General features: G+C 64.6%; 17 protein-coding genes and 1 pseudogene. 11 read left to right on the plus strand and 7 right to left on the minus strand.

The genetic code is table 11. The features are described 5' to 3' along the window. Positions 1-139 precede the first annotated feature (139 nt). The 3 genes from FJ957_RS24640 to FJ957_RS24650 all read left to right on the plus strand — a co-directional run bounded on the left by FJ957_RS24640 (position 140) and on the right by FJ957_RS24650 (position 3751). Complete coding sequence (locus tag FJ957_RS24640; protein ID WP_140835402.1) at positions 140-2131, plus strand: nucleoside-diphosphate sugar epimerase/dehydratase; 1992 nt, start codon at positions 140-142, stop codon at positions 2129-2131. 174 nt (positions 2132-2305) lie between these two features. Then, a complete protein-coding gene (locus FJ957_RS24645) occupies positions 2306-3217 on the plus strand; it encodes a glycosyltransferase family 2 protein (protein WP_246685953.1) in 912 nt (303 codons plus the stop codon). Between the two features lie 3 nt (positions 3218-3220). Next, complete coding sequence (locus FJ957_RS24650; protein WP_140835404.1) at positions 3221-3751, plus strand: sugar transferase; 531 nt, start codon at positions 3221-3223, stop codon at positions 3749-3751. A gap of 19 nt (positions 3752-3770) precedes the next feature. Here the strand turns inward: FJ957_RS24650 and FJ957_RS24655 are convergent, their stop codons facing one another. The 3 genes from FJ957_RS24655 to FJ957_RS24665 are packed head-to-tail and all read right to left on the minus strand — an operon-like array spanning position 3771 to position 6336. Then, a complete protein-coding gene (locus tag FJ957_RS24655) occupies positions 3771-4742 on the minus strand; it encodes an NAD-dependent epimerase/dehydratase family protein (protein WP_140835405.1) in 972 nt (323 codons plus the stop codon). Then, complete coding sequence (locus FJ957_RS24660) at positions 4739-6031, minus strand: O-antigen ligase family protein (RefSeq protein WP_140835406.1); 1293 nt, start codon at positions 6029-6031, stop codon at positions 4739-4741. Before FJ957_RS24660 ends, FJ957_RS24655 begins: the two co-directional genes overlap by 4 nt. Beyond that, the gene (locus FJ957_RS24665) at positions 6028-6336 is read right to left on the minus strand and encodes a hypothetical protein (RefSeq protein WP_140835407.1); all 309 of its coding nucleotides are present in this window, start codon (positions 6334-6336) and stop codon (positions 6028-6030) included. Before FJ957_RS24665 ends, FJ957_RS24660 begins: the two co-directional genes overlap by 4 nt. A gap of 140 nt (positions 6337-6476) precedes the next feature. Here FJ957_RS24665 and cysD point away from each other — a divergent pair, with 140 nt between their 5' ends. Genes cysD through cysQ form a run of 3 tightly spaced genes read left to right on the plus strand, consistent with a single transcriptional unit; the run spans position 6477 to position 10115 of the window. Beyond that, entirely contained in the window at positions 6477-7382 is a 906-nt protein-coding gene (gene cysD, locus FJ957_RS24670) for a sulfate adenylyltransferase subunit CysD (protein ID WP_140835408.1), read from the plus strand. 2 nt (positions 7383-7384) lie between these two features. After that, a complete protein-coding gene (gene cysN / locus FJ957_RS24675; protein ID WP_140835409.1) occupies positions 7385-9322 on the plus strand; it encodes a sulfate adenylyltransferase subunit CysN in 1938 nt (645 codons plus the stop codon). Between the two features lie 10 nt (positions 9323-9332). Then, positions 9333-10115 carry a 3'(2'),5'-bisphosphate nucleotidase CysQ gene (gene cysQ / locus FJ957_RS24680; RefSeq protein WP_181180701.1) on the plus strand — a complete coding sequence of 261 codons (783 nt, stop codon included), beginning with the start codon at positions 9333-9335 and terminating at the stop codon, positions 10113-10115. A gap of 62 nt (positions 10116-10177) precedes the next feature. Here cysQ and FJ957_RS24685 read toward each other — a convergent pair whose 3' ends face one another. The 4 genes from FJ957_RS24685 to FJ957_RS24700 all read right to left on the minus strand — a co-directional run bounded on the left by FJ957_RS24685 (position 10178) and on the right by FJ957_RS24700 (position 14164). Continuing rightward, positions 10178-11320 (minus strand): DegT/DnrJ/EryC1/StrS aminotransferase family protein, encoded by a 1143-nt coding sequence (locus FJ957_RS24685; RefSeq protein ID WP_140835411.1) that lies wholly within the window; start codon positions 11318-11320, stop codon positions 10178-10180. Between the two features lie 251 nt (positions 11321-11571). Next, complete coding sequence (locus FJ957_RS24690; RefSeq protein ID WP_140835412.1) at positions 11572-12495, minus strand: carbohydrate kinase; 924 nt, start codon at positions 12493-12495, stop codon at positions 11572-11574. Next, positions 12492-12938: an RbsD/FucU domain-containing protein gene (locus FJ957_RS24695; protein ID WP_140835413.1), complete on the minus strand. Its 447-nt coding sequence runs from the start codon at positions 12936-12938 to the stop codon at positions 12492-12494. Before FJ957_RS24695 ends, FJ957_RS24690 begins: the two co-directional genes overlap by 4 nt. A 2-nt stretch (positions 12939-12940) precedes the next feature. Next, complete coding sequence (locus tag FJ957_RS24700; RefSeq protein WP_140835414.1) at positions 12941-14164, minus strand: ROK family transcriptional regulator; 1224 nt, start codon at positions 14162-14164, stop codon at positions 12941-12943. Positions 14165-14374: 210 nt separating this feature from the next. Here FJ957_RS24700 and FJ957_RS24705 point away from each other — a divergent pair, with 210 nt between their 5' ends. The 5 genes and pseudogenes from FJ957_RS24705 to FJ957_RS24725 all read left to right on the plus strand — a co-directional run. Continuing rightward, positions 14375-15403, plus strand: a complete 1029-nt coding sequence (locus tag FJ957_RS24705) for a sugar ABC transporter substrate-binding protein (RefSeq protein WP_140643399.1) — start codon at positions 14375-14377, stop codon at positions 15401-15403. Between the two features lie 95 nt (positions 15404-15498). Further along, positions 15499-16575, plus strand: coding sequence for an ABC transporter permease (locus FJ957_RS24710; RefSeq protein ID WP_140835415.1), 1077 nt, complete (start codon positions 15499-15501; stop codon positions 16573-16575). Then, positions 16572-17366: an ATP-binding cassette domain-containing protein gene (locus FJ957_RS24715; RefSeq protein WP_246685954.1), complete on the plus strand. Its 795-nt coding sequence runs from the start codon at positions 16572-16574 to the stop codon at positions 17364-17366. Before FJ957_RS24710 ends, FJ957_RS24715 begins: the two co-directional genes overlap by 4 nt. A 132-nt stretch (positions 17367-17498) precedes the next feature. After that, positions 17499-19961 carry a glycogen/starch/alpha-glucan phosphorylase gene (locus tag FJ957_RS24720; RefSeq protein WP_140835416.1) on the plus strand — a complete coding sequence of 821 codons (2463 nt, stop codon included), beginning with the start codon at positions 17499-17501 and terminating at the stop codon, positions 19959-19961. A gap of 119 nt (positions 19962-20080) precedes the next feature. Continuing rightward, positions 20081-20366: pseudogene (locus tag FJ957_RS24725) on the plus strand (1,4-alpha-glucan branching enzyme); the annotation flags it as partial.

Below are 20366 nucleotides of genomic sequence, written 5' to 3' on the forward strand. Positions count from 1 at the left end.
ACGGGGTCGGGGAATTGCAATCTGAAGTGGCGGTGGACGATGTTTTGTCCGCGGCCGTTCTGATAGCATCTCCGCGCCTGGAGTTCAGTGCCACCCAATGACCGCCTACGTAGAAGCCGTATCGGGAATCCGACCGAGGATGCGGCGCGCCATCATCATGATCCAGGACCTCGTCATGGTTCTGGTCGCGGTGGCGCTCAGCCTGACCCTGTCGCAGTCGCGGCTTTCCTTCGACGCGTTCTCTTCCGGCGGGCTGGCCTGCTGGGCGCTCATCGTGCTCGTCGCCCATCTGCTGTTCCGATCCAGCGGTCTCTACAACACCGTCTGGCGCTTTGCCTCCACGCCCGACTTCTTCAACATCCTGAAGGGCTGCGGCAGCCTGACGGTGGTGCTCTATCTGGCCTCGCTCGCCTTCCGCTTCTTCTTCCAGCCGGTCGCCGGCCTCAACGAGCGCCAGTTCATCGTCTTCTTCCTGGTCTCCTTCACCATCATCTCGGCGCCCAGGCTCTATTATCGCTTCCTGCGCGACGGCGCGAGCTGGCGCATCCTACGCCGCGCCGCCGGCGCTGCCTCGACCAAGCAGGCGCTGTTCATCGGCCGGCTGGGCGAGGCGGACCTGATCGTGCGCTTCACCCGCACGGCCATGCCGGCGGAATACGCCATCGCCGGCATCATGGCCACCGAGAGCGACGCGCCGCTCGGCACGCAGATCCAGGGCGTTCCGGTCGTGGCGCTGCGGCCGCGCCTGGTCGAGGTGCTGGAGGAATATGTCAAGGGTACGGAAAACCTCGACCTCCTGATCTTCGGCCAGGGGGTCGAGCGCGAGATCGAGGACTATGCCGAGCTGGTGCGAGTCGCCCGCCACAGCGGCATCGCCGTCGTCCAGTTTTCCGGCCTGTCGGAACTGGGGCAGGGCGGCAAGCTGGTTCTCGATGCCGTCGAGATGGAAACAATCATGCGCCGCTCGGCGGTCGCCACCGACATCACGCAGATCGGCGCCTTCGTCGGCGGCAAGCGCGTGATGGTCACCGGCGGCGCCGGCTCCATCGGCCGCGTGCTGGTCAAGCGCGCGCTGGAACTGGGCGCCGAGGCGGTGCTGGTGGCCGACAATTCCGAGTTCGGCATTTTCCAGCTCGATCAGCAGACCGACGACGGCGACCGCGACCGGCTCACCAGCCGCATCGTCGACGTCACCGACCGGCCTCACATGACGCGCCTCGTCAGCGAGTTCAAACCCGCGATCATCTTCCATGCCGCGGCGCTGAAGCACGTGCCGCTGCTCGAGGAAAACTGGGAAGCGGCGATCGAGACGAATGTCTTCGGCACGCTCGCCTGTGCCGAGATCGCCGCCGAATGCGGGGTGCCGCAGTTCCTGCTGATTTCCAGCGACAAGGCCGTCGACCCGACCTCGGTGCTGGGCGTCACCAAGCGGGCGGCCGAGCAGGTCGTCTCCTCGCTGCATGAAACCCAGGCGGCGGCGTCGCCGCCGCGTGCCGGCGCGGCGAACGGCCATGGCGGCGCCACCGGTTTGCGTCATTCGGGCACGAAATTCATCGCCGTGCGCTTCGGCAACGTCTTCGGTTCCAACGGCTCGGTGGCGACCATCTTCCAGGCGCAGATCGAGGCCGGCGGGCCGGTGACCATCACCGACCGGCGCATGACCCGCTATTTCATGACCGTGGCCGAGGCCGTCGACCTCGTCATCATGTCGGCCGCCGATGCCGAGCAGCGCCGGGGCGCGGACGACTACGCCATCTACATGCTCGACATGGGCAAGCCCGTGCCGATCCTCGAAGTCGCCGAAACCATGATCCGCATGGCCGGCAAAAGCCCCTACACCGACATTCCGATCCGCTTCACCGGCATCAGGCCCGGCGAGAAGCTGCACGAGACGCTGCATGCCGAGAACGAGGAGGTCGTCAAGCTCGACACCGCCAAGATCTTCGGCCTCAGGACCGGCGTCATCGAATGGCCGAAGATCGAGGCGGCCCTGCCGGCGCTGGTGGCCGCGATGCACGATCGCGACAAGGGCGCCGCGCTTGCCATCCTGGCAGGGCTCTACGGGGTGGAAGAAGCTGTTAGCGGCGCGCGTGAAGAGGCGTCGCCGAAAACGGCCGGGCAGGCTGGCTAGCATGTCTCCCGAAAGTGGAAACCGGTTTCGGGATAAAGACATGCGTAAGATCAAAAACTTAAAGCGTACTGTGCGCTTTAAACCTGTGCCGTACGCCCGCAATTGTCCATTGAAACCTATTCAAGCACCCTTCGGGCAAGTGATTTCAGAGCCGTGACCAGAAAAGATCAGCGCGTGGCCGTTCTCATGGGCACGAAGGATGGCGCGGCCTATATCGGCGAACAATTGCAATCCTTGGCTACGCAGTCCTGGCCGCTCGTCGATCTCTGGGTCTCCGACGACGGCTCGTCGGATGCCACGACCGCAATCGTCGAGACGTGGCGATCCCGCTGGATCAAGGGGTCCCTCACCCTTTTGCAAGGCCCGCAAAGGGGCTTCGCCGCCAATTTCCGCTCGATGATCATCGATCCGCGCATCGATGCCGATTTCTATGCCTTTTGCGACCAGGACGATGTCTGGGAGCGGGACCGGCTGGAGAGCGCAATCCGCTGGATGGAGGGAGAGGACATCGAAACGCCGCTCCTGTTCTGCTCGCGCACGGCGACCATCTCGCAGACCGGCGTCCCGGCCGGTTATTCGCCGCTGTTTCGTCGCCCGCCGTCCTTCCGCAATGCGCTGGTGCAGAGCATCGCGGGCGGCAACACCATGCTCTTCAACCGCGCGGCGCGTCAGCTCCTGGTGAAAGCATCGGCGAGAACCGAATTCGTCAGCCATGACTGGTGGGCCTATCTCATCGTCACCGCCGCCGGAGGCAAGGTCCGCTACGAGCCGCGGCCGCTGGTGAGATACCGGCAGCACGCGGCAAACCTGGTCGGCGCCAATGTCTCCTGGAGGGCGAGGTTTTCAAGACTGGGACGTCTGTTCGAGGGCCAGTTCGCTACCTGGACGGACAGCAATCTGCGCGGCCTCGCCGTCAACCGCGACCTCATCGCGCGCGATGCAGCACTTTGCCTTCGCCTGTTCATCAGGGCGCGCAAAGGCAGTATCTTCAAGCGCTTCGGCCTGCTCGGCAAAAGCGGCGTCTACCGGCAGACATTCATGGGGACGCTCGGGCTCTACGTCGCCTTCCTTTGGCGCCGGATCTGAGCGATGACCGCGAAGCGCGCGCTTGACCTCGCGGTGGCTGTTCCGATGCTGGTGGTGACGGCTCCGGTCCTGCTTGTCGCGATGCTGGCAATCCGGGCAACATCGGCCGGCCCCGCCATCTTCTCGCAGATCCGCGTCGGCCGGGGAGGCGCCCTCTTTGCCTGCCGCAAATTGCGCACCATGTATCGCGCAACGCCTTCCTTGCCTACGCACGAAGCGCCGGCCGGTTCGGTCACCGCGGTCGGCAAGGTGCTGCGGGCAACCAAAATCGACGAATTGCCGCAACTCTGGAACGTGCTCAAGGGCGAGATGAGCCTTGTCGGCCCTCGTCCATGCCTGCCGACGCAGGCGGAACTGATCGAACGGCGCAGGGAACTGGGCGTGCTCACCGCACTTCCAGGCATCACAGGGCTCGCGCAGATCAAGGGGATCGACATGTCCGATCCAAAACTTTGCGCGGAAACCGACGCGGCCTACATCAAGGCCGCCTCGACCAGCCTGGACCTCAAGATATTGCTGGGTACGTTCTTTTGAAGCGCTTCCGGACGGAAAGCTACGGCGAAGGCCCCGAGCCTGGCCGCTTCCCGGAATCGTTCTGACCGGCCTGCCGCGCCAATTCCTCAAGCCGGCCGGGCGTGTCGGTTTCCGGCATCCAGCCTTCCGAGGCCAGCAGGGACGGGTCACAGATCTGCGTCGCCATGAAGGCTTGCCATGACGCCTGCCGGCCAAGCAGCGTGGCCAGCAGCCGCAGCGGCCAGGCCGGCATGGGGAAAAGCCGGGCCGGCCGGCCGTATCCGCGCCGGAACGCGGTGATGATTTCGGCCATCGCAACCGGAGAAGCATCGCTGAGCACATAGATCGGGCGCGGCGGCGCGGGACGGGTCACAAGATGCGTCACGGCGCCGGCCACGGCGTCTTGCGAGACGAGCGAGCGAACCGCTGTCAGGGCGGCTGCTGGCAGCGGCAGGCCGTTGGCAGCGAGGCGCGTCAGCGCGCGCAGATTTCCCTTCATGCCTTCGCCATAGACTGGCGGCAGCCGCAACGCCGTCGCACCGGCGCGTCCTGCCGCTGCGAAAGCCTCCAGCGTTTTGATCTCGCCTTCGCGCTTGGAGCGCCCATAGGCGTCTTGCGGGGCAGGGGGCGTGGTCTCGTCGATGGTGCCGCTGAAACCGGCGCCCACCACGGCGCGGATCGAGGAGAGATAGATGAAGCGCCCGTCGGTGCGCGCGCCCGCCGCCCGGGCGAGCCGTCCGGTCAGCATCGCATTGACGGCCTGGAAGTCGGCCTCGCCGGCGTTGCGGTCATTGTTGAGCGCCGCACAGTGGACGACATGCGTCACCTCGCGCATCAGCGCCAGGAAGGCTTCGTCCGACGCATCGGCGCTGGGCAGCGCGACGGCATCGTCCGCGCCCGCCAGTTGCTGCGGCTGGCGGGAGGCGATCCGTATGCCGAATCCGGCCTCGCGCAACCGGCTGACGACCCGGCGTCCAATGAAGCCTATCGCGCCGGTGACCAGGACCTTCATGGTCGCAGGCTGGCGTCCGGCGCCGCCGCAGGCGCGCTTTTCCCGGTTGGCGCTGCCGTCCGCCCGGATGCAAGGTAGGTCCCCGAGATCAGGAACACCATCAGCGTTGCATCGAGGATGTCGTGGCCGACCAGGATGCCGGCCATTCCGCCGGTGAGATAGGTGATGACCGCGACAAGGACCATCGTCGCGCCGAACCGCTCCACCGGATCGGCGCTGAGGCGCAGTGTCCGTGCCGCGTTCCAGGCGGCGACGACGAAAATCGACGCCAGGGCCAGCGCCCCGAGCAGACCGGCCTCGACCAGCGCGGTCAGGAAGCCATTGTGAAAATGGCTGAAACCCGCGCTTAGGCCGAACTGCTCGTGAAAACCCTGCTTCATCAGCGCCCGGCTCGCCGAGATGCCATGGCCGAAAATCGGCATCTCGCGAAACGCGGCAAAGCCGATTTCCCACATCGCCACGCGCAGGCCGAGCGCCGTCGAATGGTCACCATTGGCGTTCAGCGCATCCCAGTCGCTGACCAGGAAGTCGGTTCTATCCAGCACGGCACGGGAGCCGATGGCGGCGATCACAAGGGCGACTACGACGCCGATCGCCACGAAGCGTGCCAGGCTGGCGCCGGTGAACCGGCGGCGGTTGATGAGAAGCACGACGATGCTGGCGATCGGCACGGCCACCCAGATCATGCGCGATCCCGAATAGACAATCGCAATGGCTCCGGCGATCGCCGCCAGGACCGGCAGCTTCCAGCGTTTCTCGATGCCCGACAGCGCGCCGGCAAGGCATGTCATGACGGCAAGGCAGGTAACGGTCGCGAAGACGATCGGATTGCCGGCGCCGCCCTCCGCCCTCACACCGAGCCGATGATACTGGAACACGGCCATCGCCAGCGCGCCGAAGCAGGCCGCGGTGCTGGCCAGGATGGCGATGCGTGCCAGCGCGCTCTTCTCGGTGATGCTCCAGGTCGAATAGGAGATGGGGAATAGCAGGAAGGTGATCAGTGGCAGGAAAAACCGCAGATCGGCGGCCAGCGTGCCGTTGACGATCGAAGCCAGAACCATGGCTGCGCAATAGGCATAGATCGCCACCGTGACGGCGAGCATCGGCCGGTCGACGTTGAAGCGTCGCCGTTTCGCGGCCAGCAGCATCGCGGACCACACGCCACCGGCATTGAAAGCGACGCTGACCAGCGATCCAAGCACCGGCGGCGAAAAAAAGCAGACGATCGAGAAATAGACGTTGATCTGTGCGGGCGTGAGGTGGCGCCGGAGCGTTGTAAACGGGTTCAAATGCTTGCTTCGCAATTTTCCAGGTTGCGCCCGGATCCATGGAGCCAGCCAGAGGCCGCCTCGCCGATCCGTTTGCCGCGCCTTGCCCGTTCCCCGAGCCCGTATAGCGGCTGGCGCCGCTTCGCGATAGTGTGGTCGACGATGTTGCGGCAGAAATCCCCGATCCGGCGAGGATCGGGGAACTCCGGAATTCCCTGGACGCCACGGGCTTTCGTTTTCGATAGCTCTGGCAGGATTTTCCGCTTGTCCCCGCTGCGCTTGGAAAATTCGTTCTCTAATCGTGGCGCGCCGCGCGGGTCTTGCATTGTTATCGGCAGCGCCGATCTGGTAGAACGCCCGCACGAAACAGTTTGTCCGAAGTGAAATTTGCGCCCGGGCGGTATGGAATTGCCGCCTGCAAACGCAAGATTTCCGCTCCACGGCACGAGAGAACGCTCGACGCTCCATGAATATCGCGCTCACGCATCTGCAGCGGCTCGAGGCCGAATCCATCCACATCTTCCGCGAGGTCGCGGCATCTTTCTCCAAGCCGGTGATGCTCTATTCGGTCGGCAAGGATTCGTCCGTGCTGATGCATCTGGCGATGAAGGCCTTCTATCCGGCCAAGCCGCCTTTCCCGTTCCTGCATGTCGACACCACCTGGAAGTTCCGCGAGATGATCGCCTTTCGCGATCAGATGGCGCAGAAGCTTGGCTTCGACCTTTTGGTCCATGTCAATGAGGATGGCGTTCGCGAGGGCATCAACCCCTTCGATCATGGCTCCAACACCCACACCCATGTGATGAAGACGGTGGCGTTGCGCCAGGCGCTCGACAAATACGGCTTCGATGCCGCCTTCGGCGGCGCCCGCCGCGACGAGGAGAAGTCGCGCGCCAAGGAGCGCATCTTCTCCTTCCGCAACGCGCAGCATTCCTGGGACCCGAAGAACCAGCGGCCGGAAATGTGGAAGATCTTCAACACCCGCATCGCGCCGGGTGAGTCTATCCGCGTCTTCCCGCTGTCCAACTGGACCGAGCTCGATATCTGGCAGTACATCCTGCAGGAGAAGATCCCGATCGTGCCGCTCTATTTCGCCAAGGAGCGGCCGGTGGTCGAGCGCGACGGCATGCTGATCATGAAGGACGACGACCGCATGCAACTGCGCCCCGGCGAGGCGGTCGAGAACCGGCTCGTGCGCTTCCGCACGCTGGGCTGCTACCCGCTGACCGGCGCGATCGAGTCCGACGCCGACACGCTGGAGGCCATCGTCGGCGAGATGCTGACCGCCCGCACCTCCGAGCGCCAGGGTCGCCTCATCGATCGCGACGAGGCAGGTTCTATGGAAAAGAAGAAGCGCGAGGGCTATTTCTGATAATGCGCCACATCATGGCCAAGAGCCTCGCCCCGACCGATTCGATCCGCGACTACATGGCCGCGCAGGAGAAGAAGTCGCTGCTGCGCTTTCTCACCTGCGGCTCGGTCGACGACGGCAAGTCGACGCTGATCGGCCGTCTGCTCTCCGACACCAAGCAGATCTTCGAGGACCAGCTTGCGGCGCTCGAGAAGGATTCGCGCAAGCACGGCACCACCGGCGACGACATCGACTTCGCGCTGTTGGTGGACGGGCTGGAGGCGGAGCGCGAGCAAGGCATCACCATCGATGTCGCCTATCGCTTCTTCGCCACGCCCAAGCGCAAGTTCATCGTTGCCGACACGCCCGGCCATGAGCAGTATACGCGCAATATGGCGACCGGCGCCTCGACCGCCGATCTGGCCATCGTGCTGATCGATGCGCGCCAGGGCGTGCTGCGCCAGACCAGACGCCATTCGATCATCGCTTCGCTGCTCGGCATCCGCCACATCGTGCTTGCGGTCAACAAGATCGACCTCGTCGGCTTCGACGAGACCGCGTTCGACCGGATCGTCACCGACTATGGCGAGTTCGCGAAGGAGCTCGGCTTCGTCAGCATCGTGCCGATCCCGATGTCGGCGCGCTTCGGCGACAACGTCACCAGCCGCTCCGAGCGCACGCCCTGGTATTCCGGGCCATCGCTGATCGAGCATCTCGAAACCGTGTCGGTCGACGAGGCCGCCGTCGAGCTGCCCTTCCGCTTCCCCGTCCAGTATGTGAACCGCCCAAACCTCGATTTCCGTGGCTTTGCCGGCACCATCGCTTCGGGCACTGTCTCGGAAGGAGACGAGGTCGTCGTCGCCAAGTCGGGCAAGGCATCCAGGGTCAAGCGCATCGTCGCGCAGGGCGGCGATCTCGAGCAGGCGGTCGCCGGCCAGGCGATCACGCTCGTCCTCGAGGACGAGGTCGAGGTGTCGCGCGGCAACATGCTGGTGTCGCCCTCGGCAAGACCGCAGGTCGCCGATCAGTTCGCCGCCAACATCGTCTGGTTCGACGAGCAGGCGCTGCTGCCTGGCCGCTCCTACGTCTTGCGCACCGAAACCGATCAGGTCAGCGCCACCGTCACCGAGCTGAAATACCGGGTCAACGTCAACGATTTCGCGCGTGAGGCGGCGAAGTCGCTCGACATCAACGAGGTCGGCGTCTGCAACCTCTCGACCCGCGCGCCGATCGCCTTCGATTCGTTCGCCGAGAACCGCACCACCGGCGCCTTCATCCTGATCGACCGCATCACCAACGCCACCGTCGGCGCCGGCATGATCCTGCATTCGCTGCGCCGCGCCGAAAACATCCATTGGCAGTCGCTCGATGTCGGCAAGCGCGGCCGCTCCGACTTGAAGAACCAGCGTCCGGCGGTGTTCTGGTTCACCGGGCTCTCCGGTTCCGGCAAGTCGACCATCGCCAATTTGTTCGAGAAGAAGCTGTTCGCGTCCGGGCGACACACCTATATCCTCGACGGCGACAATGTCCGCCACGGCCTCAATCGCGATCTCGGCTTCACCGACGCCGACCGCGTGGAAAACATCCGCCGTGTCGCCGAGGTGGCCAAGTTGATGGCCGATGCCGGCCTGATCGTCATCGTCTCCTTCATCTCGCCCTTCGCCGCCGAGCGGCGCGTGGCGCGCGAACTGATGGCCGAGGGCGAGTTCGTCGAGGTGTTTGTCGACACGCCGTTCGAGGAATGCGCAAGGCGCGATCCGAAGGGTCTTTACGCGCGCGCCTTGAGCGGCGAGATCAAGAATTTCACCGGCGTGGATTCTCCTTATGAGGCGCCGGAGAATCCGGAAATTCACCTGAAGACCCTCGGCAGGAGCCCGCAGGAGATGGCGGAAGCCCTGGAACATTGGCTGACCGAGCGCGACATTGCCGAGGAGCAGTACGACAATGGCGGCGGTATCTGACGACGAGGCGATGCTCGGCGTTTTCGAGCGCCTGGCGCTCGAGGCCGGGCGCGAGGTGATGCGGGTCTTCCACGAGGGCTGTGCCGTCGACAGCAAGGCAGACTCCTCGCCGGTGACCGAAGCCGACCGCGAAAGCGAGAAGATCATCCTCGCCGGCCTGCGCGCCGCCTATCCGGACATTCCCTGCGTGGCCGAGGAAGAGGTGGCTGCAGGCATTGCGACGCCCGATCTCGACGGCGCCTTCTTCCTGATCGACCCCCTCGACGGCACCAAGGAATTCGTCAATCGCCGCACCGATTTCACCGTCAACATCGCGCTGGTCCGCCATGGCGTGCCGGAAGTCGGTGTCGTCTTCGCGCCTTGCACTGGGCGTTTTTTCACCGGACGGCCGGGCAAGGCCGAGGCGCTCGAGGTCGATGCCGATTATCGCATTGCCGGCCGCCGGCCGATCACCGTGCGGGCGGGGGGCACGCCGCTCGCCGTCGTCGCCAGCCGTTCGCACAACACGCCTGAAACCGATGCCTTCATCCGCGACCTCGGCGCCGCCGAGATCGTCTCGGTCGGCTCGTCGCTGAAATTCTGCCTGCTCGCCGCGGCGGAAGCCGACGTCTATCCGCGCTTCGGCCGCACCATGGAATGGGATACGGCGGCGGGCGACGCGGTCTTGCGCGCCGCCGGCGGCATGACCCGTACCCTTGAAGGCGAGCCGCTGGTCTACGGCAAGCGCAACCAGGCCAGCGACAGCGATTTCGCCAACCCGCATTTCATCGCAACGGGGAAGAGCGCGGCTTAGGGCAGCGTTGCCAATTATCGATGCCGGCGGGACAGAGGCGCCCGGCGCCGACCTTTCAGGCTTTAAGCCGCCGCCACATGCGCCGAGTTCGACCCGATATAATTGCGGATCGTCTCGATGATGCGGTCCTGGTCGGCCTCGCTCAAATAGGCGTGCATCGGCAGGCAGAGGATTTGCTTGGGCAGTGCTTCCGAGACGGCAAGGCCGGTCGGCGTGCGCGGATAGTCCTTGTAGGCCACCTGCTCGTGCAGCGGCTTCACATAATAGATCACCGACGGAATGCCCTTTTCGCCGAGATGCGCCTTGAGCCCGTCGCGTTTCGGCGTCTCGATCGCATACTGCGCCCAGGCCGAGCGGCCATGGCCAAGATTGCGTGACGCCTTGACGATGTCGCCGAGGCCCTTGGCATAGCGGTCGGCGACCACCTGGCGCGCCATCATCTCATCCTCGAGGATGGCGAGCTTTTCGATCAGGATCGCCGCCTGCAGCGTGTCGAGGCGCGAATTGATGCCGACGCGGACATTGTCATATTGCGTCTCGCCCTTGCCGTGGAAGGCGAAGGAGCGGAGCTTGTCGGCCAGCGCGCCGTCATTGGTGAACATGGCGCCGCCGTCGCCATAGCAGCCAAGCGGCTTGGCCGGATAGAAGCTGGTCGAGCCGACATGGCCGAAAGCGCCGCACATCGTGACGTCGGCGGAACCGCCCATCGACTGCGCGGCATCCTCGATCACCAGAAGGTTCTCGCGCTTGGCGATCGCCATGATCGCCTCGTAGTCCGCGGAGAGCCCGAACAGGTCGACGGGGATGATCGCCCTCGGCTTCAGCCTTCCTTCCTTCTTGATCATCTCGATCGCCGCCTCGAGGCTGGCGATATCGATGTTGTAGGTGTCGCGGTCGACGTCGACGAAGACCGGCTCGGCCTTGGCTAGCGCCACCACTTCGGCGGTGGCGGCGAAGGTGAAGCTCGGCACGAACACCGCATCGCCTGGGCCGATGCCGGCGGCAAACAGCGGCAGAAGCAGAGCATCGGTGCCGTTGGCGCAGGCGACCACATGCTTGACGCCGATATAGGCCGCCAGCTTGTTCTCGAATTCGGTGACCTGCGGACCGAGGATATAGCGGCCGTCCTCGACGACTTTGTCGATAGCGACCTTCAGCCGGTCGCGGATACGTTCGCGCTGTGCGCCAAGATCGATGAACTGCATGTCGGCCTCAATGCCTGTAAAACCGGCCCGCTGGTAACAGACTTGAACCGGCTGAGAAAGCCGGCGGCGGCCGGCGCAGATTGCTTATGTGTCGCAGCGTGTTACCGACTTTGCCGGCGCAATGCCTGAAAAAGCCGGAAATCCGAGCTTTGAGAGGTGTTTTCCTGCCCCTCTTGTCGCGTCGTTCCACCGATGGGAAACATAAAGTGATCGGCCGCGAAGGATGGGCTCGCGTCCGTCCCCGCGCCGGATCAGGCGATTTCGTGGCGCCAGGGCGGATTGGCGCCGGCTCGCGAAACCGTTACCGCCGCCGCGCTGGCGCCAAGTTCCAGCGCCTTGCGGATCGCTTCTTCCGGAAGGTTGCCGATCGCCGCCTTGGTGAGCAGACCCTGCTCATGCAGGGAGGCCAGGATGCCGGCATTGAACGTGTCGCCGGCGCCGACCGTGTCGATGACCTTCACCTTCTGCGGCATGACCGTGACCTTGTGCGCCTTGCTGTAGCCGACGGCGCCTTCGCTGCCATGGGTGACGACGATCAGCTCGGGCCCACGCTCCAGCCAGTTGCGCACCACATCCTCGTGCGAGCCGGCCTCGTCGAACCATTTGAGGTCCTCGTCCGACAATTTCACGATGTCGGCCATCGCCATCATCTCGCGGATGCGTCTGAGATGCTTGGCCTTGTCCGGGATGAAGTTCGGCCGGATGTTGGGGTCGAGCATCATGACGCGGCTTTGGTGCTCGCGTCGCATGAATTCCTCATAGGCCGAGCCCGCCGGCTCGGAGATCAGGCTGATGGCGCCGAACAGCATCGCCTCGATTTCCGAGCCGAGCTTCGGCAGGTCCTCGATGGTCAGCATGCGCCCGGCGGTGTTCTCGTCATAGAAAGTGTAGGTCGCCTGGCCGTTGGTGAGCCGCACGAAGGCGAGCGTGGTCGGGCGAGGGGAGGTGTGCGCATAGGTGGAACTCACCTTGCTGGCGCCGAGCGCGTCGCGGAATTGGCCGCCGAACAGGTCGGAGGAGAGGCCGGAAAAGAAGCCTGCCGGGGCGCCGAGCCGGCCGAGCGCAATCGCCGAGTTGAACACCGCGCCGCCGACATAGGGCGCGAAGGCCGCTTCGCCTTCCGTCGTGGTGCGCGGCAGCATGTCGATCAGGGCTTCGCCACAGCAAAGGATCATGTCGTCTTGGTCTCCGGCGGATGGATCACGCCCTTGCGGATGATGATGTTGGCAAAGAGCCTGGGTTCGCTGGTCGCCACGATGGCGTGCGCGGCCTTGACGCGTGCATAGAAGTCGGGCCCGGCCAGCGCAACCACCTTGTGGCCCGGCGCGCGCCTGGCGCAAACCGCTTCCATCTCGCGATGCACGGGGTCGGCGAGCGCCGGGTCGCCCTTGACCGAGGCACGGAACAGCGCCTCTGGCACCGCCTCGTCCACCGGCAGCACGCTGAGCACGGCGTCGAGGACGGCTATGACGTTGTGGCCGTCCGCGCGGATCAGCCGCCGCGCCTGTTCCTCGGCCGGATAATTGCCGTCGACGATCGCGATCTCGTCGCCATGGCCCATTGCCCTGAGCGTCGCCAGGAACCGGGGCCCGAGCAGCGGCGGGATGCCGATCAGCATGGTCAGGCGCCCCCGGACGTATTCGGTCCGATCAGGAAGCGCTCGGAGAGCGGCAGGCTGGCGCCGCCCATGGCGCGTGCGTGGATGCCGACCGTTCCCTCGCGCACGACAGGCAGTTTCAGTCCTTCGGCATCGATGCGGGCGATCGCTTCCGTGACGGCATCGACCAGCCGGCGCCGCACCTCGAGCGGCATCCAGCCGTCGATAACCGCCGCTTCGAAATCGATGACCGACGAGGCAGCGACAATGGCATAGGCGAGCGCCCGCGAGGCGCTGGCGATCCACTCGTCGAGATCGGCGCCGATCTCGCCCCATTCCTGCGGCGAGGTCCACAGATAGGTGCCGTCGATGCCCTTGGCGGAGAGCGCCCTTTCCAGCATCGCGATCGAGGCGACGTCGATGAGCTGCGTCGGTTTGCCGTCCGGCCCGGGCACCGGCATCGAGCCCAGCGCGCCGGCGTTGCCGTTCGGCCCGCTGTAGAGGCGGCCGTTGAGCACGATGCCGCCGCCGGCGAAGGCGCCGATGTAGAAATAGACGAAATCGCGCGCTCCGCCCGCTCGTCCGAAGACGAGCTCCGCGCCGCAAGCCGAAGTCGCGTCGTTCTGCAGGTAGACGGGGAACTCGCACTGCCCCTGGATGTCTGCGCGGATGTCGCGATGGCGCCATTCGTCCATGATCTCGCGCGGCGCGCCGGCCGTGTCTGCCCAGTTCCATAGCTCGAACGGCATGGCGATGCCGAGCCCGGCAATGCGCTTGTCCTGCGCCGGCGTCAGCTCGCCGCGCATCGTCTCGATGCCGGCGGTGACGAACTCGACGGTCTCGCGCGGTGCGGGATAGCGGTAGGAATGCTGCAGCATGGCGCGCACATTGCCGAGGAAGTCTATCAGCACGAGCTCGGCGCTGCGGCGGCCGATCTTGAGGCCGATGAAAAAGGCGCCTTCCGGATTGAGCGCCATCGGGATCGAAGGTTGGCCGATCTTGCCGCGCAGCGGCGCCTGGCGCACGAGCAGCTTGTCTTCCTCGAGCTCGCGCATGATCACCGACACTGTCTGAGCAGACAGCCCGGTCATGCGCGCAATGTCGGATTTGGCCAGGCTGCCATGCTGGCGCACCAGGGACAGCACGAGCCGCTCATTGTGGTCGCGCATGCCGCTCTGGTTGGTGCCGCGATGCAGCCGGCTTTCCAAAGCCTCGGGCGAACCGTGCCTCGCAATGCCGGTCTCCACCCTGTTCCTCCCGTCTGTTTCCCCTCGATGCTTTTCGTTCAGAATGGGTGAACAGCGCAAGAGTGTCAATAATAAATAAGAGTGATTTAATTATTGACAGCGGTTACGGACTGGTGTCTTTTTGACATCGCGCCCACACTGGGAGAACTTCGGTGGGCGCTCCGCAGGCGCCGGTTGGCCGGCGCCGGAGTGGTTCACTGGGAGGAAATCATGCGTAAATGGACTATCCTGAAGGCGGCCGTTGCCGGTCTTGCCTTTTACGGCGCGATGGCCACGGCCTCGTATGCCGCCGACATCGTCGGCCTGATAACCAAGACCGAGGGCAACCCGTTCTTCGTCAAGATGCGCGAAGGCGCGCAGGCCAAGGCCAAGGAACTCGGCCTCACGCTGCAGACCTTTGCCGGTAAGTTCGACGGCGACAATGACAGCCAGGTCGCGGCCATCGAGAACCTGATCTCGGCCGGCGCCAAGGGCTTCGCCATTGTGCCGAGCGATTCCAGCGCCATCGTGCCGACCATCAAGAAGGCGCGTGATGCTGGCCTGCTGGTCATCGTGCTCGACACGCCGCTCGATCCGATCGACGCGGCGGACGCCACTTTCGCGACCGACAATTTCAAGGCAGGTGAGCTGATCGGTGAGTGGGCCAAGGGCACGCTTGGCGACAAGGCCTCGAGCGCCAAGATCGCCTTCCTCGACCTCGCCACCAACCAGCCGACCGTCGACTATCTGCGCGACCAGGGCTTCATGAAGGGCTTCGGCATCGACATCAAGGATCCGAAGAAATACGGCGACGAGGACGACGCGCGCATCTGCGGCCACGAGATGACCGGCGGCGCCGAGGATGGCGGCCGCACCGCCATGGAAACGCTGCTGCAGAAGTGCCCGGACGTGAGCGTGATGTACACGATCAACGAGCCGGCGGCGGCCGGTGGCTACCAGGCGCTCAAGGCGGCCGGCAAGGATGACGGCTCGGTGCTGGTGGTTTCGATCGACGGCGGTTGCCCGGGCGTCAAGAATGTCGCGGCCGGCGTCATCGGCGCGACCTCGCAGCAATATCCGCTGAAGATGGCCGCCATGGCCATGGAAGCGATCGAGAAGTTCGCCAAGACCGGCGAAAAGCCGAAGCCGACCCCCGGCAAGGAGTTCTTCGACACCGGCGCCACGCTGATCACCGACAAGCCCGTCAATGGCGTCGAGTCGATCGACAGCAAGAAGGGCGCGGAACTTTGCTGGGGCTGACGCCTTCCTAAGACCCGCAATAACGGACTAAACTCACTGAAAGGGCGGCTCCGGCCGCCCTTTCCCGAAACACGGGATCCTGGGAGGGGATAAAGATGAGCGACGACACAACCGGCTCGGTCTCGGCCGAGCGCGGCCTTCAGGGCCACGACCAGTCCGTGGCGAGTTTTGATGAGGACCGGGGTTCATTTGTAAAAACCCTGCAGCGCTTCTTGCACGAATATCCCACGGCCATCCCGTTCATTGTCCTGGTCATCGGCGTTTTGATTTTCTCGGTCGCGGCGGGCGGGCGCTTCTTCGCGCCGTTCAATCTTTCGCTGGTGCTGCAACAAGTCACCATCATCGCCTTTCTGGGCATCGCCCAGACGCTGGTCATCCTGACCGCCGGCATCGATCTTTCGGTCGGCGCCATGATGGTGCTGTCGTCCATCGTCATGGGCAGGCTGACCGTAACCTACGGCGTGCCGGTCGAATTGAGTTTCGTGCTGGGCCTGCTCACCGGTCTTGTCTGCGGCCTGATCAACGGCCTGCTGGTGGCGGTGATCAAGCTGCCACCCTTCATCGTCACGCTCGGCACCTGGAGCGTCTATGGCGCGATGGTCATCTACGTCTCGCATTCCGAGACCGTGCGCGCCCAGGACATCGAGGCGGCGGGACCGCTGCTGCAGTGGCTGGGCCATACGATCAGGTTGGGTGGCGGCGCGGTGCTGACCTACGGCGCCATCGCCATGATCCTGACGGCTCTGATCATCTGGTATGTGTTGAACCGCACCGCCTTCGGCCGCCATGTCTACGCAACCGGGGACGACGACGAAGCCGCACGCCTCGCCGGCATCAACACCCGCGGCGTGTTCATTGCCGTCTACACGCTGGCCGGCTTCATCTGCGCCGTCGCCGCCTGGGCGCTTATCGGTCGCATCGGCGCGGCAAGCCCGCTCGGCAACCAGACCGCCAATCTCGATGCCATTACCGCCGTGGTGATCGGCGGCACCTCGTTGTTCGGGGGCCGCGGCTCGATCGTCGGGACATTGTTCGGCGCGTTGATCGTCGGCGTCTTCCGCAATGGCCTGGCGCTCGCCGGCGTCGACTCGCTCTGGCAGGAGTTCACCGTCGGTATCCTCATCATCCTCGCCGTCACCATCGATCAGTGGATCAGGAAGATTTCGGCATGAGCACCCAGTCGATTCATCAGGTCCCCATTCTTCAGGCCAAGGGCCTCAACAAGCGCTACGGCAGGGTGGTCGCTCTCGACAATGCCGATTTCGACCTGATGCCGGGCGAGATACTTGCCGTCATCGGCGACAACGGCGCCGGCAAGTCGACGCTGGTGAAGGCGCTCTGCGGCGCGGTCATCCCGGATTCCGGCGCGATCGAGCTCAACGGCCAGCCGGTGCATTTCCGCTCGCCGATCGAGGCGCGCATGGCCGGCATCGAGACCGTCTACCAGAACCTGGCCCTGTCGCCGGCGCTGTCGATCGCCGACAACATGTTCCTTGGCCGGGAACTGCGCAAACCGGGCTTCGCCGGGCAATGGCTGAGGAGGCTCGACCGCTCGGCCATGGCGCGCATCGCCCGCGAGAAACTGTCCGAGCTTGGGCTGATGACCATCCAGAACATCAACCAGTCGGTCGAAACGCTGTCGGGCGGCCAGCGCCAGGGTGTTGCCGTGGCCCGCGCTGCCGCCTTCGGCAGCCGCGTCGTGATCATGGACGAGCCGACCGCGGCGCTCGGCGTCAAGGAAAGCCGCCGCGTGCTGGAGCTGATGCTCGACGTCAAGAAGCGCGGTCTGCCGATCGTGCTCATCTCGCACAACATGCCGCATGTCTTCGAGGTGGCCGACCGCATCCACATCCATCGCCTGGGCCGTCGCCTCGCCGTCATCGATCCGAAGCAATATACAATGTCCGACGCCGTCGCCTTCATGACCGGCGCCAAGGCACCGCCGGAGGTATTGGCGGCCTGATCGCGCCGCATTGTCGCGGGGATGTGGAACGCGGCCCGCTTAAATCGATTGAACCTATGCTGCAACGCACTAAGATAGGCTGGGAGGAACGGTGAAAGCCGCTATGATCAGGCCAGTTGAACGAGAGACGAAATGACACCCGCCATGACGATCGAAGTCCCAGTCCTCGACAATCCCGATCCCAAGACGCTCGCCGAGGAAGTCCTGCTGTCGCTCAAATACCGGGTCGGCAAGGACACCACCGTCGCCACGCCCTACGACTGGCTGACGGCTTCGATCAAGGTCGTCCGCGACCGCATCGTCGACCACTGGATGCAGGCAACCAAGGAAGCCTACGACCAGCAGGAAAAACGCGTCTATTACCTTTCGCTGGAATTCCTGATCGGGCGCCTGATGCGCGACGCCTTCTCCAATCTCGGCCTGATGGAGAACATGCGCGAGGCGCTGTCCTCCCTCGGCGTCGACCTCGACCTCATCGCGGGGCTCGAACCGGACGCCGCGCTCGGCAATGGCGGCCTCGGCCGTCTCGCCGCCTGCTTCATGGAAAGCATGGCGACCGTCGATATCCCCGCCCATGGCTACGGCATCCGCTACGCCAACGGCATGTTCCGCCAGGAAATCCACGGCGGCTGGCAGGTCGAGCTGCCGGAGACCTGGCTCGACCACGGCAACCCTTGGGAGTTCGAGCGGCGCGAGCGCTCCTTCGAGGTCGGCTTCGGCGGCTCGGTGGAATCGATCACCTCCAAGGACGGCCGGCTCGAACGCCACGTCTGGAAGCCGACCGAGCATGTGCTGGCGGTTGCCTACGACACGCCCGTCGCCGGCTGGCATGCCAGGCGCGTCAACACGCTGAGACTTTGGTCCGGCATGCCGATCGATCCGATCCTGCTCGACAAGTTCAACGCCGGCGACCACATCGGCGCGCTGGCCGAAAGCAACAAGGCCGACGCGCTGTCGCGCGTGCTCTATCCGGCAGATTCCCACATGGCCGGGCAGGAGTTGAGGCTGCGGCAGGAGTATTTCTTCTCCACCGCCTCGCTGCAGGACATCGTGCAGCGTCATCTCAGCCAGTATGGCGACCTGAAATCGCTGCCCGACAAGGCGGCGATCCACCTTAACGACACCCATCCCGCGGTCGCCGTGCCGGAGCTGATGCGGCTCCTGATGGACGTCCACGGCATGGACTTCGACCAGGCCTGGGACATCACCAAGCGCACCTTCGGCTACACCAATCACACGCTGTTGCCCGAGGCGCTGGAAAGCTGGCCGGTGCCGCTGTTCGAACGTCTGCTGCCGCGCCACATGCAGATCGTCTATGCCATCAATGCGCAGGTGCTGCTCGAGGCCCGCGCCACCAACCAGTTCTCGAGCGATCAGATCGCCCGCATCTCGCTGATCCAGGAAAATGGCGACCGCCGCGTGCGCATGGGCAATCTGGCCTTCGTCGGCTCGCATTCGATCAACGGCGTCTCGGCCCTGCACACCGAGCTGATGAAGGAGACGGTGTTCGCCGATCTCCACAAGCTCTATCCCGGCCGCATCAACAACAAGACCAACGGCATCACGCCCAGGCGCTGGCTGATCCAGTGCAATCCGGGCCTGACCTCGCTTGCCCGCGAGGCGATCGGCGACCGCTTCATGGACGACATCGAGGCGATCAAGGATCTCGATCCGCTCGCCGACGACGCGGCTTTCCGTGAAAAATTCGCCGCCGTGAAGCGGCAGAACAAGGTGAAGCTCGCCAACCTGATCGCCGACCGGCTCGGCATTCGGCTCGACCCCTCGGCGCTGTTCGATATCCAGGTCAAGCGCATCCACGAATACAAGCGCCAGCTCCTCAACATCATCGAGGCGATCGCGCTCTACGACCAGATACGCTCGCATCCCGAGCGAGACTGGATGCCGCGCGTCAAGATCTTCGGCGGCAAAGCGGCGCCGAGCTACCACAACGCCAAGCTGATCATCAAACTGGCCAACGACGTCGCGAAAGTCATCAACGGCGATCCGTCGGTGCGCGGCCTGCTGAAGGTGGTGTTCGTGCCGAACTACAATGTCAGCCTGGCCGAAATGCTGATGCCCGCCGCCGATCTTTCCGAGCAGATATCGACCGCCGGCATGGAAGCATCCGGCACCGGCAACATGAAGTTCGGCATGAACGGCGCGCTCACCATCGGCACGCTCGACGGCGCCAATGTCGAGATGAAGGAACATGTCGGCGACGACAACATCTTCATCTTCGGCCTCACCACCGCGGAGGTCGCCGATCGGCGCAACAATGGCTACAATCCGCGCGGCATCATCGAGGCGTCCCCTGAATTGTCACAGGCCGTCGCGGCGATCTCGTCCGGCGTCTTCTCGCCCGATGACCCCAATCGCTACCGCGACCTCATGAACGGGCTCTACAGCAGCGACTGGTTCATGGTGGCGGCCGACTTCGATTCCTACGCCGCATGCCAGCGCGAGGTGGACCGCGTCTGGCGCGACAGCCCCGATTGGAACGCACGCGCCATCCACAACGTTGCTCGCATGGGTTGGTTCTCGTCCGATCGCACGATCCGCCAATATGCGAAAGAAATCTGGAACGTACCCGTCTGATATGATTGCATGAGATCACGAACAATGTGGTGTCGTGCATGTCGCCCAAAAGTGCGTAGCGGTTTTGGGGCAACGACATGCACAAAACAAAATAACGCCCGGGGAGGGAACACCGCCTGATGAGGAAGCCGCGCGCGACCGCTGCGACAAGCGGGCCGGACGGACTGGCGCCAGCCGGCGATGTCGCGGCGATTGTCGCCGGAACGCATGGCGATCCTTTCTCGGTCCTGGGCGTGCAGGAAGCCGGCAAGGGCTTTGTCGCCCGCTGCTTCGTGCCCAACGCGGAATTCGTCACCGCCTATACGCTGACCGGCAAGGAGGTCGGCGAGCTCTCGCGCCGCGACGATGCCGGCTTCTTCGAGGGCAAGGTCTCGATCCGCAAGCGCCAGCCGCTGCGCTATCACG

It is taken from the genome of Mesorhizobium sp. B2-4-6 (assembly GCF_006442775.1).
Lineage (GTDB): Bacteria > Pseudomonadota > Alphaproteobacteria > Rhizobiales > Rhizobiaceae > Mesorhizobium.

Excerpts from the sequence above, each read along its gene's own strand:
- FJ957_RS24710 (WP_140835415.1), top strand. The coding sequence starts at position 15,499 with ATGAGCGACGACACAACCGGCTCGGTCTCGGCCGAGCGCGGCCTTCAG.
- FJ957_RS24690 (WP_140835412.1), bottom strand. The coding sequence starts at position 12,495 with ATGATCCTTTGCTGTGGCGAAGCCCTGATCGACATGCTGCCGCGCACC.
- FJ957_RS24685 (WP_140835411.1), bottom strand. The coding sequence starts at position 11,320 with ATGCAGTTCATCGATCTTGGCGCACAGCGCGAACGTATCCGCGACCGG.
- FJ957_RS24695 (WP_140835413.1), bottom strand. The coding sequence starts at position 12,938 with ATGCTGATCGGCATCCCGCCGCTGCTCGGGCCCCGGTTCCTGGCGACG.
- cysD (WP_140835408.1), top strand. The coding sequence starts at position 6,477 with ATGAATATCGCGCTCACGCATCTGCAGCGGCTCGAGGCCGAATCCATC.
- FJ957_RS24640 (WP_140835402.1), top strand. The coding sequence starts at position 140 with ATGCGGCGCGCCATCATCATGATCCAGGACCTCGTCATGGTTCTGGTC.
- FJ957_RS24720 (WP_140835416.1), top strand. The coding sequence starts at position 17,499 with ATGACACCCGCCATGACGATCGAAGTCCCAGTCCTCGACAATCCCGAT.
- FJ957_RS24655 (WP_140835405.1), bottom strand. The coding sequence starts at position 4,742 with ATGAAGGTCCTGGTCACCGGCGCGATAGGCTTCATTGGACGCCGGGTC.
- FJ957_RS24650 (WP_140835404.1), top strand. The coding sequence starts at position 3,221 with ATGACCGCGAAGCGCGCGCTTGACCTCGCGGTGGCTGTTCCGATGCTG.
- FJ957_RS24705 (WP_140643399.1), top strand. The coding sequence starts at position 14,375 with ATGCGTAAATGGACTATCCTGAAGGCGGCCGTTGCCGGTCTTGCCTTT.
- FJ957_RS24715 (WP_246685954.1), top strand. The coding sequence starts at position 16,572 with ATGAGCACCCAGTCGATTCATCAGGTCCCCATTCTTCAGGCCAAGGGC.
- cysQ (WP_181180701.1), top strand. The coding sequence starts at position 9,333 with ATGCTCGGCGTTTTCGAGCGCCTGGCGCTCGAGGCCGGGCGCGAGGTG.
- FJ957_RS24665 (WP_140835407.1), bottom strand. The coding sequence starts at position 6,336 with ATGCAAGACCCGCGCGGCGCGCCACGATTAGAGAACGAATTTTCCAAG.
- cysN (WP_140835409.1), top strand. The coding sequence starts at position 7,385 with ATGCGCCACATCATGGCCAAGAGCCTCGCCCCGACCGATTCGATCCGC.